The following is a 15353-nucleotide window of genomic DNA, read 5'->3' as shown; positions in this document are numbered from 1 at the left end:
TTTTTATTTCTTACACTAACTTACCATTAGCAATTAAGTTTGCTACTTCTGGTTGAACATGTTGGTATTTCTTAACTGTGTTTTCGTAATCTACGAAGAATAACTTGTACCATACTAAGAAAGTGTAGATAGCCCAGATTTGTCTACGTGCTGAACCGTCACCTTTATAGTTATCATCCAATAACTTCACGATCTTTTCTTGATCAAAGATGTCATTTACAAAATCTGCTGTAAATAGTTCTCTGACTTGCTTATAAAATTTTGGTTCTTTTAACCATTGTTTAATTGGAGTAGGGAATCCCAATTTTGGTCGTTTTGCCCATTCTTCAGGTAAAACTTTTTCAGATGCCTTTCTTAAAGCATACTTAGTATCATGACGATTCATTAAATATTTAGTTGGGATTGAATTTGCAAGTTCTGCAATCTTTTTATCAAGATATGGAACACGTAATTCAAGTGAGTGAGCCATTGAAATCTTATCAGCTTTTTGTTCAATGTCATTTAACATAAAATGGTGCAAATCAATATATTGCATTTGCTTTACTGCATCAATATCTTTGACCTTCTTAAAGTCTTCTTGATAAATTCCATTTACTGTCAAATCATTTTGATAATCTTTTTGTAAAATGCCATTAGCATCTTTTGAAGAAAAGATAGTTGGATAATTCATATCATAAATTACTGATTGGCCAACATAAAATTCACTTGGTTCTGCCAAATTAGTGTACATATGAACTTTTCCTGGGAAATTAGGCATCTTTTTAATGCCATGAGCTAATTTCACACGAGCACCTTTTGGCAACTTCTTTAAACCAGAAGTAAAGACTTTGATGACATTGTTATGAGTATGCATCCCGTAGTTAACATAACCCGCAAATAACTCATCAGCACCTTCTCCAGATAAAGCTACTGTAACATGCTTTCTAGCTAGCTTACATAAATACCATAGAGGAATAATTGATGGGTTAGCATCTGGTTCATCCATATGATATTGCATTTCTGGGAAATCTTTCATTGCTTCATCAGCTTTTACCTTATCAGCATGGAAGTTCCATCCCTTAATGTCAGCTAAAGCTTTAGCTTTTGATGCTTCATCATAAGTTGCATCATCAAATGAAATTGAGAAAACATCTTCTGGGTCAAGTAAACTTGTTACAAAGCTTGAATCTACCCCTTCAGATAAGAAGGCACCTACTGGTACATCGGCATTATGATAAAGATCAACTGTTTCTTTTAAATCTTCGTTGATTTTTTCTAAGGTTTCTTCAAAACTCAATGAGTTTTCTACATATTCTGCATCCCAGTATTTATGGGTCTTCATCTTCCCATCTTTATATTCAAACCAATGACCTGCTGGGAAACGATAAACGCCCTTAAAGAAAGTTTCTTTTAAATCGTTGTATTGGTTCATTAAGTATGGCTTAACAGCTTCTTTGTTTAACTTCTTTTCAAAGCCTGGGTAAGCTAAAAAACTCTTCAATTCAGAACCTACTAATAACTTGCCGTCATGGTCCCAGTAGTACATTGGTTTAATTCCAAAGAAGTCACGTGCTCCATACATAGTTTTAGTATTATCATCCCAAATAATGAAGGCAAACATACCACGAACACGCTTTAATAAGCCATCCATACCCCACTCTTCATAACCGTGAAGTAAAACTTCAGTGTCAGCTTTTGTAGTAAAAGTATGTCCTGCTGCAATCAATTCTTCTCTTAATGGTTTGTAGTTGTAAATTTCACCATTAAAGATAATTGCCCGACTTTTATCTTCATTAAAAATTGGTTGACTACCACCGCGAAGATCGATGATTGATAATCTTCTAAAACCAAGTGCAACTTCATCATTAGTATACATTCCATCTGAACTCGGTCCACGGTGTTTGATAGTATCCATCATTTCGTTAACTGCATGTTTTTTATCCTTTAAACTAGGATCAAAAATTGCACAAATTCCACACATATAATTTTCCCTCTCAAATATGCAAAATCTAGTGTTATATTCGATAAATTCTTCTCTTTGAAGCGGCTCCATAGCCAAAAATCTGCATCAAATTACGCTTCAAATCAACATTTACAACATATCCAGCATATTCACTGGGTAAGTCAATTTTTCGATTCCAGCGTTTATTATAATGAGTTGTTAAAGCATGTTTAGAACCCATCAATGCTGAACAATTAAATAAAATATACTGTATTCCATTTATTCTAAATTGGTCTTCAATGTGACGGTGCCCACAGAAATAAGCAATAATCTTTGAATTTTTAACTTGGGTAAAATCAAAATCATTATCTAAAGTAAACTGTGCCGGTACATCGTTAGAGTTAAGATAACCCTTCTCTTTTTGATTAAAGGCAACCAGTAACTCATGAAGAGAACGTCCATTATACTTTAAGGCATTACTTCCCTTATGAGTAATAGGACTACCATGACTCATAAATATAATTTTTTTATTGCTAGAACTTTCTAGAATTTCAATAATTTCTTGCATCTGATCTTCGCGAAGTGCTAAAGAAATTTTGCTATCATATTTTTTTTGACCTTTTTCGTTCAAAAGATAAGGTGTATCTGAAGTATTTACAGTGATAACTCGTAAATCTCCTTTATCAAAATACACTACTCCATGATTACGCGAAATATAGTTGATTCCCTTTTGTGCATACATTGCCGGCCACATGATATCTTCAAACTCATTTTCAGGGAAACTTGCTTTTAGATTATGATGTTCGTCAAATTTATCATTTTCATCATGATTACCTTTAATAATGGCAAAATTAGTCTTTTTAGACTTAAAAGCGTGACTTAAAGAGTACAATTCTTGTTCACTAACTAATCCAGCATCTGAACCATCAATCCAATCTCCTAAATGAGCCTTTAGATCAAGTAACCCTAAATCTTCAAGATAGTTGAATTCTTTCACATGCTGCAAACCGTTATCGCCATAAAAAGTAACCGAATCTGTATCTTTATAATGAGTATCAGTGATTACTCCAATATTAATTGAATTTTCTCCCTGTCGAGTATGCTTTTTTACGCGATCAGAAAATTCCTCTAAATATTGTTCTACAATATATCTTCGGCCTGTTTTCTTATTAACAAAAGCTCGAAAACGATCAAGTCGCTTATCATAACTTCGAATATATTCCGGAACCAAATCAGACGCATTAGGATCTCGTAAAGCTTGATGAAGTGTTCCTTCATCATCTTTATATACTATTAAAATATAATCACGGCCATTAGGAGTTTGTTCTTGTTTCCCAACGTTATATTGGCCCACTGTCATGTAGCGTTGCAATGGATCAAACAAGATTTCTGACTTTGGACGCATAAACTTCTTTGTAGCGCCAGAAATTTTGTCAATTATTCCATTAGTTTTTTTAATTATACTCATAAGCACACTTCTTATCTAAAAGGTCTTCTCAGTCTCAAGCAACTAATTATTTGCTAGAGCATGTGCTGCAAGACCTAATGATAAAACAGCATCTTTTGAAAGAGCCTTTTTTAATTCATTAGGTGCAATTGCTCTAACTGCGCCAATTACTTTCAAACTGTAAAGTAAAACATTAAAGTCAGTTTTTCGGTCATATATTCCATCTGTAGTTGGATTTTCATGGTTATAGGTGAAGTTAATTTCATCCTTATCTACATACCCATCCACGTGATTGGTCAAGATACGGTCACTTAATGAGCCCAACTTTTCATTTAACTGAAGTAAATTTAATTTACCATCAGACTCACTATTATAGTACTCATCTTGTGTCATTTCAAAATAATCTTGAATTGGCTTGGCTAAAATTCCTAAACTATTAATTTCATCATAAATTTTTGAAAGATTAAGACTTTCTTGACCACTGATAATTTCATCTTGCTTAGTAGCTAATTCATCAGTTAAAGTCATGGTTGTCAAATTATCCATAATGTCCTCCTTGAAATACAATGCCTATTATAACAAAAAAAGCAAGTTTTTTTCTTTTTTCTACCTACTTTAAGCATATCTTTTGAATTAGTGCAAGAAAAAAATGCCTTAAGAAAATTATCTTAACGCATTTTTTATCTAATAGTTTTTAACCATTCAATTTGTCCCTGTAGTCGAGCCATTGCCCTCTTTAAAATTACGTAGTGCCCATAATGCAAATTTTTATCTTCTTTATTCTTAAAGACCGCTTTCTCTCTTTTCTTTAAATGATCAAGTTGTTTTTTTAAAAGCTCTAATTCTTCCTCAACCAATTCTTTAATTCTTGGGTCTGTAGGATCACTAATAAAAAACATTTTTAAAGAAAACAAATCTCGACTAACTGGAATTTGAGTAATTGGCTCGTTAATCCAACTATTTAAAATTTTTTCACCATTCTCAGTAATTGAGTAATAGATTTCCTTCTCATTTTTCTCACTTTGGTTACTAGTAATCCAGTTATCTTGCTCCATCTTTTTTAATTCTGGATACACCTGGCTGTGGGATGCTTTCCAAAATTCACCAATTTCATTTTTAAATTGATAGGTGATTTCTTTTCCAGTAAAACCAGGATTTTGTTTTAAAATTCCCAAAATAATAAATGGAAGTATTCTTTTCTTTGGCATTAACTATCCTTCTTTAAGTTTATAAGATAGGTTTATTCTACCATTAATTCTTTTTCAATGGCTTATAGTTTTCATCGTAAAACTTACCATCACGAATATCATCAGTCATCCCTTCATAAGGTTCTTGACTAATTGCATCGTCATTATCTACCCCTGCATCCCCAATGTAAGTGATTGTCGCAAATTCTGGAACAACCATTTTAGGATAAGTATCATATTTTTCTCGTGATTCGTGCATTAAATCAATATGTTCATTTTGGAAAGTGACAGTGATTTCAGGATGATCTTGTACCCACTTAGGGAAGAAAATAGTCCCATTTAACTTGTGTTCATTTGGCACAAAGTCAAGTGCTACATCAGTACCAGTTGGTTCAGTCCAAACCACCTTATAAATTCCTTCAGTCAACATATTAATATGAGCTGGTTGGTCTTTTACCCAGCGACCAGCAACCATCCCACCATGAATACGGTAATCTACAGTATGGTCATTTTTTGCATACCATTCATATTCCCAACCGTTATCATAAGTATAAATAAAGTGAGTTCCAATAAAGTCATCTAAAGTTTTAAATTTCTTATCCATATGATTTAAGTTTGCCATTTTATTTCCGCCTTTCATTTTTGTCATTTTCGACACAAAATATTATATGTCGTTATTTACAAAAAATCAAGTAAAAATAAACAAGATGGCTTATTAGAAAGATACTTACCGAAATGGAAGCGTATTTTAAAAACCAAAGATTCCAGATCCACCTTGGAAGCAATAGATAAAATTCTTAAGGGACGGAGACAACTCCCTAATTGACAGATTGATGTTAGAAACTATTGATATCAAGTGTAAGAAAGAAATAAAACAGATAGGGTTTGCGCCCTATCTGTTTCCAAAAAATATTAATTAAGTGTTGAGGTTTATACGTTAAAAGGTATATAATAATATATGTAGGGTAGAAGCAATGGTAAAACTGAAACCCTACCGAGGAACAACAAAGCCGAGGGCTTTGTGGAACCCTCGGCTAATTAAGAAAGGGCAAGACTATGACGATTAAAATTGTTCTTGACCCTCAAACTTTACTTATGATTATAGCTTTAATTGCTACAATTCTCAAGCGTAAGCGATGAGGATCGGGGCGGATCAAAACGGCTTGCCCTTTCTTATATAAGAAAAAGCGAGGATATTATGGCAACTGAGGCACAGAAACGGGCACGCAACAAATGGAACGCCAAAAATAAAGAAAAGGCTAAAAAGTATAGTTATAAATCAATGGCCAAAAATTTTATTATTAATTATGCTCAACCAAAAGATTTAGAAGACTTAGAAGACTTTATAAAGCAAAGAAAAGAGCTTTTAAAAGAAGAAGTTAAATGAGGAGATAAATCTGATAGAATGTGCAAACGCTCGAAAAATAATTTTTAATGAAAATTGCCCGGAAGAGTCTGGGAAAAAACTCTTAAATTAAAGAAAGTGCTGATAATCTTCGTTTTTTTAACGTTGATATATCAGCACTTTTGTTTTATCTATTTATACAATTTAGACTAAAAGATTATTTTTTTCCCAGACACTTCTTAGCTTAATTGCTAAAGCCGGTGACTTTATAAATTCGATTCATCAAGGTCGTTAAGCCATCACGTTCATGATAAGCCACTGTTAAAAAGATATTTTGACTATCATGCACATGAATACTTTCAAATTCTGTACAGTATCCCAAAGCATCTACCGTTAAATTATGGTCTAGATTGGCAACTTCCCAATTATTTGGATCAGTTTCACCCCAAGGAATTTTAACAATTTCGCGTGGTTTACCTTGCTTAGCAAAACCTAAAAAGCTTTTAGTTGGTCCTGGTTGACAAGAAATATAAATATTGTCATTTTCATCAAGATCATATCCTTGAATTGAAGGAATATATTCACTATTAAAATTAGGAATCTTAAATGCACCTAAACAATTAAAATTCTGGATGTTGACATCACTACTTGTCTGCTCTGCTTCATCTAAAGCCTGATTAACCTCATTCATATTATACAAAGCAAAATATCCCGTATGATGAACATCAATACTTGCAATTAATAATTTACTATAATCTGGTGACACAGCTGCTTCTACTCTTTCAAGTTCCGCGCCCGGATAAACAGTGCTGTTATCGCCAAAACCAGATCCTGCTCGGTTTAAGTAGGATAAACGAGGTAATTGGGTATTAGAAGTATATTGTTGTCCACTTCCATCTAAACGTACACGCGCAATTTGACTTGTCCATGCGATACTGCCATGAGGCTTGGGCTTAGTTCCTACTAGCCAGCAGCCACTTTCTCCACTATATTTCCAAGTTTGAGTATGTCCCCCTGCTTTACCAGTCAAATATAAAATTGGTGCGTCTTCATTATAGATGACATGTTTGCCATCAGGCTCAGTACGATAAACAATAATATCTGTTTGACCATGTAATAACTGGAGCGCATAAACATATTTTGCTCCTACATCAGCAGCCTGAACAACTACATGGTGTAAATTTTCAAGTTCATAAGCTAATTGTAATTCTACATTTTTTTCAATCAATTTTATCACCTCACTAAAATAATAGGCTAAATCTAAAAAACTACCAAAGATTAAATCTTGGTAGTTTTTGCTTATTTAAATAATTTTCTTTTTTTCTTGGCAACTTTTTGATTGTCCATGTCAGTCTTAGCAATTAACACATCAGATAAAGAATGTTGGTTAACATAAGCTGTTACGCTTCCCATTAACATTCTTTCTAAAGCATTCATACCAGTAGCTCCCATAATAGTTAAATCATTACCATGATCTTGAATAAAATCAATAGCAATAATTCTCTTAGGTGAACCATAACGAATGTGAATGGCAATATCAGTAAAATCAAAGTTTTCCTTAGCCCATTGCTTTAAACTTTCTAGATACTTTTCTGAATCTTGAGTCATTTGATAAATAGTATCACCCGAAACTAAAGTATCTTGCATTTCTCCCATAAATTGACGCGTATCAATTACGTTCAAAAGATCAAGATGAGCATTGTTATCAATTGCAATCTTAACTGCCTTATCAAAAGCACGTTCTGAAGTTTCTGAACCATCAACTGGTACTAAAATGTTATTGTAATCTTCCATACCTGTCATCCCCTATATTACTTCGATATATTTAGGTTTATTTTAACATAATTTCCAAAAAAACGGTTACACAACCTCAACAATAATATGTCTATATATTTTAATAAATCCATGCTACAATTAACCTTAGTAACATCATATATTATACAAAAGAGGTCAAAAATATGAGCGAAAATTACGATACAAAGTTGATTGGAATTTCTTCTGGCCGCAATTTCCGTGAATTAGGTGGTTACAGAACAAATACTGGCCAACAAATCAAATACAACAAACTCCTCAGAACAGGTAACTTGGCTACTTTAAGTGAAGAAGATATCAATCTTTTAGCCGATTACGGTCTTAAATATGATATTGACTTTAGAAGCTCAAAAGAGAAAAATGACTCTCCTGATCGCTTACCTAATAATGTTCACTACGAATTCAATCCAGTTTTTAGTGAAGATTTAACTAATGCTTCAAAAGGAATTTTCACTTTAAAAGAAAGTGCCCAAAAAGATCCTGAATTTGGCTTTAAGCACATGTTTAAAGCATATGAAGATATGATCAATAGTGACAATGCCCAAAAGGCTTATCGAAAATTCTTTGATTATTTACTAGCCAATGATAAAGAAAATGAAGTTCTCCTCTTCCACTGTACTGCTGGAAAAGATAGAACTGGCTTTGGTGCCTTCCTAGTTTTATCAGCTTTAGGGGTTCCTTTATCAACTATTAAACAAGACTACCTTTTAACTAATATTACTACAAAAGACTTCATTAATAATATGGTCCAAGAAGCTAAAAAAGAAGGTCAAGCAGCAGGAGTCTTACAGTCAATTCATGATATTCAATCAGTACATCCTGAATACTTAGACCATGCGGTTAGTGTAATTAACACTAACTATGGTAGTATCCATGATTATCTACGTAACGTTATGAAATTAAGTACAACAGATCTAATGGATCTTAGAAGAATTTATCTTAAGGAAGTGTAATTTAATACGATGGCTATGCCGAAGTATGTTGAAATTCAAAATAAATTAAAACAAGAAATTAAAAGTGGTAAGTTTAAATATGGTGATCGTTTTTATAGTGAAGCCGATCTAAAAGACAAATTTAATGTCTCTTCAATCACAGTAATTCGCGCATTACGAGAATTAGTTGTAGAAGGATTCTTAGTTCGCTACCAAGGTAAAGGGACCTTTGTCTCTTATTCTTTAGGTGGTAGTTTGGTGCATTTAAGTGTTCGTGGAAATAGCATCAACTCAGAAAAAGAACCTTATGACAAAATGACAGTTTTAGATGTAGTTGAAGGCAACAATCCCACTATCCTTAACAAGTTAAAATTAACTCCTAACGATCACTACTATCTTGTTAAGCGTATTCGTTACAAAGAGGGACAACCATTTGCTGTTTACTTTACTTATCTTCCTGCTGATGAAGTAGAAGACGATCTTTTAAAAGATAAAAATAATTTTGAGAGCATCTTTTACTTACTTAAGAATAAGTTAAACATCCATTTAGAAGATGAACCATTTTCCGATAAATTAACTATCGTTCATCCTACTGAAGAAGTAAGTGCAAATTTAAAAATTGAACCTTCTTCTTTAGTAGTTAATCAAGAAAAAACAATTGTTTCTCAAACAACTTCTACCCCGCTCTATTATCATGTGGCTTACATTCGCTGGGATGCCTTTTCTCTAGTTTTTTCTAGTCCTAATTATCCCCAAAATAACTAAAAAGCATTCGTCTTTAGTTTGACGAACGCTTTTTTTCTGTCTTTTTGAGCAATTCAGCTATATCCTCTAAACAAGCTCGACCTAGTGATGGCACTCGATATAAAATTCCGCTAGCTTCAACAATTGGAGTCTGAGTTTTAAGTTTAAAGACATGTTTAGGAGCAGTTAAAAACGCATCGTAATGGTTGAGTACAGTTTCAGTTACTGTTGAAAAATCTGCTGTATCCACTAAAACTTCTTGCTTAAAAGTTCCTTCTACAACTTCTTTAATCCACTCATTAGCTTTTTGACCTGCTCCAGTTGCTACTAAGATTTTTAACTTATCCAATCGCTTCCACACTCTTTCTAAAGTTGAAGTTGCTCTTCAGATAGTTATAAACCTCTGCTGGAGTTTTGCTATTAAACAACTCTATTAAATCTTCAGCTGATTGTTCTGATAAAAAATCCATAATATCACCCAAAATTTTTGCATGAATATCTGAATCTTCACTTAAAATCATAAACATAAATTTAACAGGCAAGTCTTCAGGGGGATTAACCATATTTTTAAATTCAATATTTTTCTTCAAGGCAATTGGAATAATCATTGAAGTATTAACATATTTCCCCTCAGTATGAGGAATTGCAATATTCGGTAATTGGCGTGAAAGTGGTCGCAAAGAAATTCCAGTTGGGTATTTATCTTCTCTAGTTAATAGATTTTCTAAAAAATCTTCTTTTACCAGACCAAGTTTTTGTAATTTTGGTACGACTTCTTTAAAAACTTCACTCTGGTTTTCTTTTTCACTCACAAATACAGCGTCTTTACTAAAAAGTTCTTTTGTCATAAAATTGGTTCCTTATATTAGATTTTTATTCAAATTATTAAAAACTTCTCTTTTCTTATCCATTATAATCTAAGTTAATTAAAAAATCGAAAAATCACCTAAAAAATGTCAAGTCTATTATCTCTAAAATTTTTTTGTTATGCTGATACTAAAGTTAGTTTTATTAAAAGAAAGGTTGTTTAAACTCATGTCTAACCAAAAAACTGTTTATTTTGGTGCTGGTTGGTTTACTGACACTCAAAACAAGGCATACAACGATGCAATGAAAGCTTTGAAGGAAAATCCTACTATTGATTTAGAAAATAGTTATGTACCTCTTCAAAACCAATACAAAGGTATTCGCGTTGATGAACACCCAGAATACCTTCATGATAAAGAATGGGCTCAAGCAACCTACAATGGTGATTTAATCGGAATTAAAACTAGTGATGTGATGCTTGGAGTTTATGTACCTAAAGAAGAAGATGTTGGTTTAGGAATGGAACTTGGCTATGCACATGGACAAGGTAAATACATTCTTTTAGTAATTCCAGACGACTTATTTGGCGAGTCAATTAACCTAATGAGCTGGGGAGTAGCAGACAACATTATTAAAATGAGTGATTTAAAAGATTTCAATTTTAATCAACCTCGCTTTGGCTTTTACGATGGTGCAGTTTATTAAAAGAGAAGATTAAAAGGAATAGCTTTCTCAAAGCTATTCCTTTTCTTTATGCTTGGTATCTTAATTCTCCATTTAGATAAGTTTGCTTTAAAGTTAAATCAGGATTAAGAATTAAAAAGTCAGCAGGTTTATCAGGCATGATTGAGCCACATTTTTCTAAAATCTTACTACTTTTGGCAGGCACATAAGTTGCCATCATAATTGCATCTTCAGCAGTTGCAATATTCCAATCAACTACATTTTTTACACCATCTTTTAATTGAAGAATACTACCAGCTAAATTATCACCATTTTTTAAACGAGCCATGCCATCTTTTACATAAACTGGTAATTCTCCCAACATGTAATCACCATCTGGCATCATCCCAGCCTCCATACAATCAGTAATCAATGCAATATGTTCGCATCCCTTAGCATTAATCAAAGCTCTAACAGCTGGTTCTTGAACATGATGCCCATCACAAATCAATTCCGCAGTAGTCAAACGTGAACTAAAGGCTGCTCCCACTAAACTAGGAGCATGTTGGCTCATCGTATCCATTCCATTATAAGCATGTGTAAAAACGCTAGCTCCTGCCTCTACGCAGGCAATTGCTTTTTCAAAACTAGCACTTGAGTGCCCTAGAGCAACTACCATGCCTTCTTTAACAGCAGCTCTAACAAACTCAGGTGCACCCTTGCGTTCAGGAGCTAGTGAAATCTTAATCAACATCTTATTAGATGCCTGACGCCATTTTCTTAGTAAATCAATATCGGGGTCTAACATATATTTAGGATTTTCTGCTCCAGCATGTTCCGTTGTAAAAAATGGACCCTCAAAGTGAATCCCCTGAATTTTAGCCCCTGTTTCTTGACCTTGATGGTCTGCAAACATCTTGCATACGCGAGTTAATTCACTATCTGCTGCCGTTACCGTAGTTGGTAGCCAGCTTGTTACCCCTGCGCTCAGCAATCCTTCTGAAATTTTGTTAATCCCTTCCCAATTGCTTTTCATAACATCTTCATGAAGTGAGCCATGAATATGAGTATCAACTAACCCTGGTGCGACCCATTTCCCTGGAAATTCTTTGATTTCTGCTGTCAGTGGCTTTTGATCCTCACGCAAGTAAAAACCAAACTTGCCATTATCTTGAACTTCTAGGTACCCTCCACTTTCAGTCCGATTTTCCAAAAAGAATTTATCTGCATGAATATAATATGACATTTATTTTCCCTCACTTATATCTTTGGTATAGACCTTTTAACTAAATAATAGGCTATTTTTTCCAAGAATGTCAAACGAAAAAGAAATACTTTTTGATTTCCGCTATAATGGAACTATAAATACTTGAAATTATAGAAAAAATTAGTTTTATAGGAATAAAATTATGTCTGAATTAAATAATCTACAAGAACATTCTGTTAGTCGGTTAGTTAGTGTCGCCAAAGGGACACGTTTTTATGAATTACAATTTGCCTCTGGAGAAAAGGCGCGTCTCTATATTGTAAGCAATGGAATATTTCGTCTAATTTTAGATCCAAGTGAAAAATTTGCTCCCTTAGATCCTGAATTAACTATCCCAATCAAGGATTTTAGCCTGACACCCTTTGAAGAATCACAGTTATTAACCACTGATGAAACTTTTACCATAAAAAGCGCCCACTATTCACTTCGTCTTCAAAAAAATCCTGCTCTTTTCAGCATTTTTGATGATAATCTTCACCGTTACCGTTTAAGACAAAAAATGCCTTTGCAAATCGGACCTCATTCAAGTACCGAAATTTTAATTCAAAATAAAAATGAATTCTATTACGGAGGTGGAATGCAAAACGGTCACTTTAGTCATAAAGGCCACAAAATTGAAATAGCTAATACCAACTTAACAGGTCCAGATGGAGTAGCCTTACCTGAAAGTTTCTTTTGGTCCAATGCTGGTTTTGCGGAATTGCGCAACACTTGGAAAAATGGTGTTTACAACTTTGGAGCTGATGATGACACGGAAGCCGTTATCACCCATAACACGCCAATTTATGATACCTTTTACTTAATTGGGGATACACCTGCTGATCTAATCAAACAATATTACGTCTTAACTGGTACCCCACTCTTTTTACCTAAATACGCCCTTGGCTTGGGCTATATTGGTAATTTCTCTGATACTTTTTGGAAAAGCGCTGATCCTAAAGAACGGAGTGCTATTAAATTTGAAGATGGGATTAATTACCAAAGAGCAAGTAAAGATGATAGTGAAAAAGTTTATCCTGCCGACCTTAATGGTAACCAATACTATCAATTTTCTGCTCGAGCAATGATTGAACGCTATCTTGCCAAAAATCTTCCGTTAAAATGGATTGTTCCTGACTATCAAAGCGACAGTCCCCTTGATGAAGAACAAGTTAAAAGCTTTAGCGACTTTGCCCAAGAAAAGGGGATTACTGTAGGATATTATAATCACTTACCAAAGGGGGCTAATCCTGATTTAGTAATTGCAAAAACTGATTCTCCCAAAATTGGCAACAGCAAATTACTCCAAAATATCGCTAAAATCAGCAACAACTTAGTCCAAAAAAATGATGATGGTCGTCCTTGGGTAATGGCCACTAATGGCTGGAGTGCAATTCAAACTTTAGCCACCACTTACCTGGGAGGAGTAGGTGGTGAATGGGAACAAATCGCTACCCAGATAAGTAGTTTTATTGGCTTATCCCTTTCTGGACAACCTAATATCGGAAGTGCAATTGATGGACGCTTCAGCGGTGGGAACGCTCAAGTTAGTGTACGTGATTTACAATGGAAAGTATTTACTCCTCTTTTATTTAGTATCGATGGGGATGGAACAACCGCAAAAACACCATTTGCCTACAATTCTAAAATTTCTAAGATCAATCAAGCTTATCTTAAGCTACGCATACAACTTGCTCCTTATTTATACTCACTAACTCGGCAGGCCCAAAATGGGATGCCAGTAGTTAGAGCTCTCTTTTTATCATTTCCACATGAAAAAATTAATTATACCAGTCAAATAAAACATGAATTTATGCTCGGGGATAATTTCTTAATTGCGCCTATTACCAATGGTCGTGAAGATGGAAATGGTAATTCAATTAAAGATGACCTTTACCTTCCTAATCACCGTACAATGTGGGTAGATGCCTTAACTGGTCAAAAATTTCTTGGTGGACGTTATTACTCACAACTTGTTTATCCTTTATGGCACTTACCTGTTTTTGTTCGTGGAGGGGCAATTATTCAACAAAGTTTGCGCAAAATGATGATCTTTCCTCAAGGCAAGAGTTCTAATATCCTTTACGATGATGACGGCATTAGTACTAAATACCAACAAGGCGAAGCTGCTCAAACTCAAGTTACTAGTGAACTTGATGGCGTTAAATTAAAAGTTGTAGTTAAACCAACTACTGGTTCTTATTCTAAACTTGCTCTTAGTCAAACAACTGCCTTAACTATTATGGCCGATCATTACCCAGGACATGTAGAAGCTTACATTAACGATACTTTGATCGACCTTCCTGAATACAAAAATGAAGCCGACTTCCATGAAGCTTCAACAGGCTATTTCTTTAAGCAAGATTACATGCCATTTAAACAATTTGGCAACTTTACTGGTCAACTTCAACCTGCACTTTTAATCAAAGTCAAAAGTCATGATATTTCCGAAGATGAAATCACCATTAAAGTAGATAATTTTAACTATGGTAATCAATTAGAAAACCATGCCATTATTGATTCTGCGATGGTTGCGCCACGCAGTGCATCAATTTTAACCGATCGTCTATCTTCGCGGAGTATTACTGTCTCTTGGATTAATCAGCAATTTAATAGTAATCATAAGTTAATGGCTGATATTGAAGTTAATGGTATTATTCACACTAATATTACTGGTAATACTTTCACTTTCCATGAATTAACGCCAAATACACGTTATCGTTTCCGCATTAGAAACAAGATTGGCAACAAAGTGTCTGACTGGACTGAGTATTTTGGAACGATGACTAAGCCCGATCAACTTGATTATGCTATCAAAAACCTACAGGTAAAGAGTAATTTAGCTTCTGAAGATGAATTTCCATTAGCTAACTTAACTGATCTTCGCTTAGGTAGTGAATGGTTAACTAGTGAAAAAGTTTCTCCTGACCATCCCTTAGAATTAACTTTTACCTTTGATAATCTCTACAAACTTAGCCGAATGGTTTACATTCCGCGTTCACGAGATCATAAAGGACATTTATTACGTGTTCAATATGCCATTTCTAAAGACGGCGAACACTTTGAAGACTTTAGTAAAGAATTTAATTGGCCTAATGACGCTAAAAACAAAGTAATTGGAATGCGCGATCTAAGTGCTAAAGCAATTAAACTGCGTGTTTTACTTACTACAGATGGTTATGCATCTGCTAAAGAAATCTTCTTCTTCACTGCTAAAGATTAAAGCAAAAAACATGAATCCTTTTCCAA

Annotated in this window: 15 protein-coding genes; 5 read left to right on the top strand and 10 right to left on the bottom strand. The window is 34.0% G+C overall.

All coding sequences use genetic code 11. The features are described 5' to 3' along the window. Positions 1–10 precede the first annotated feature (10 nt). The 5 genes from asnB to FP433_RS01020 all read right to left on the bottom strand — a co-directional run bounded on the left by asnB (position 11) and on the right by FP433_RS01020 (position 5159). Positions 11–1960, bottom strand: a complete 1950-nt coding sequence (gene asnB, locus FP433_RS01040) for an asparagine synthase (glutamine-hydrolyzing) (protein WP_265486824.1) — start codon at positions 1958–1960, stop codon at positions 11–13. 34 nt (positions 1961–1994) lie between these two features. Then, a complete protein-coding gene (locus tag FP433_RS01035) occupies positions 1995–3389 on the bottom strand; it encodes a metallophosphoesterase family protein (RefSeq protein ID WP_265486823.1) in 1395 nt (464 codons plus the stop codon). 42 nt (positions 3390–3431) lie between these two features. After that, the gene (locus tag FP433_RS01030) at positions 3432–3914 is read right to left on the bottom strand and encodes a hypothetical protein (protein WP_265486822.1); all 483 of its coding nucleotides are present in this window, start codon (positions 3912–3914) and stop codon (positions 3432–3434) included. Between the two features lie 134 nt (positions 3915–4048). Further along, positions 4049–4576 (bottom strand): helix-turn-helix transcriptional regulator, encoded by a 528-nt coding sequence (locus FP433_RS01025; RefSeq protein WP_265486821.1) that lies wholly within the window; start codon positions 4574–4576, stop codon positions 4049–4051. A gap of 43 nt (positions 4577–4619) precedes the next feature. Further along, positions 4620–5159: a phenolic acid decarboxylase gene (locus FP433_RS01020; protein ID WP_265487231.1), complete on the bottom strand. Its 540-nt coding sequence runs from the start codon at positions 5157–5159 to the stop codon at positions 4620–4622. 594 nt (positions 5160–5753) lie between these two features. Here FP433_RS01020 and FP433_RS01015 point away from each other — a divergent pair. Further along, complete coding sequence (locus tag FP433_RS01015) at positions 5754–5942, top strand: hypothetical protein (protein ID WP_265486820.1); 189 nt, start codon at positions 5754–5756, stop codon at positions 5940–5942. Positions 5943–6144: 202 nt separating this feature from the next. Here the strand turns inward: FP433_RS01015 and FP433_RS01010 are convergent, their stop codons facing one another. Beyond that, complete coding sequence (locus FP433_RS01010) at positions 6145–7128, bottom strand: class III bacteriocin (protein ID WP_265486819.1); 984 nt, start codon at positions 7126–7128, stop codon at positions 6145–6147. Positions 7129–7199: 71 nt separating this feature from the next. Further along, the gene (locus FP433_RS01005; protein WP_265486818.1) at positions 7200–7694 is read right to left on the bottom strand and encodes a universal stress protein; all 495 of its coding nucleotides are present in this window, start codon (positions 7692–7694) and stop codon (positions 7200–7202) included. Positions 7695–7858: 164 nt separating this feature from the next. Here FP433_RS01005 and FP433_RS01000 point away from each other — a divergent pair, with 164 nt between their 5' ends. Both FP433_RS01000 and FP433_RS00995 read left to right on the top strand, forming a co-directional pair. Then, positions 7859–8665: a tyrosine-protein phosphatase gene (locus FP433_RS01000; protein ID WP_265486817.1), complete on the top strand. Its 807-nt coding sequence runs from the start codon at positions 7859–7861 to the stop codon at positions 8663–8665. Positions 8666–8674: 9 nt separating this feature from the next. After that, positions 8675–9409 (top strand): GntR family transcriptional regulator, encoded by a 735-nt coding sequence (locus FP433_RS00995; RefSeq protein ID WP_265486816.1) that lies wholly within the window; start codon positions 8675–8677, stop codon positions 9407–9409. Positions 9410–9422: 13 nt separating this feature from the next. Here the strand turns inward: FP433_RS00995 and FP433_RS00990 are convergent, their stop codons facing one another. Continuing rightward, positions 9423–9737, bottom strand: coding sequence for a hypothetical protein (locus FP433_RS00990; RefSeq protein WP_265483637.1), 315 nt, complete (start codon positions 9735–9737; stop codon positions 9423–9425). Next, a complete protein-coding gene (locus FP433_RS00985; protein WP_265486815.1) occupies positions 9730–10236 on the bottom strand; it encodes a PTS sugar transporter subunit IIA in 507 nt (168 codons plus the stop codon). Before FP433_RS00985 ends, FP433_RS00990 begins: the two co-directional genes overlap by 8 nt. A gap of 187 nt (positions 10237–10423) precedes the next feature. Here FP433_RS00985 and FP433_RS00980 point away from each other — a divergent pair, with 187 nt between their 5' ends. Next, positions 10424–10900, top strand: coding sequence for a nucleoside 2-deoxyribosyltransferase (locus FP433_RS00980; protein WP_265483639.1), 477 nt, complete (start codon positions 10424–10426; stop codon positions 10898–10900). Between the two features lie 46 nt (positions 10901–10946). Here FP433_RS00980 and nagA read toward each other — a convergent pair whose 3' ends face one another. Then, entirely contained in the window at positions 10947–12104 is a 1158-nt protein-coding gene (nagA, locus tag FP433_RS00975) for an N-acetylglucosamine-6-phosphate deacetylase (RefSeq protein WP_265486814.1), read from the bottom strand. 163 nt (positions 12105–12267) lie between these two features. Between nagA and FP433_RS00970 the strand changes: the two genes are divergently transcribed. Further along, complete coding sequence (locus tag FP433_RS00970) at positions 12268–15327, top strand: TIM-barrel domain-containing protein (protein WP_265486813.1); 3060 nt, start codon at positions 12268–12270, stop codon at positions 15325–15327. Positions 15328–15353: the final 26 nt, after the last annotated feature.

The sequence above is a fragment of the Lactobacillus sp. PV012 genome (genome assembly GCF_014522325.1).
Taxonomy (GTDB): Bacteria; Bacillota; Bacilli; order Lactobacillales; family Lactobacillaceae; genus Lactobacillus.
Note: the sequence above shows the minus strand (reverse complement) of the source record. Positions and strands in the feature narration are given on the sequence as shown.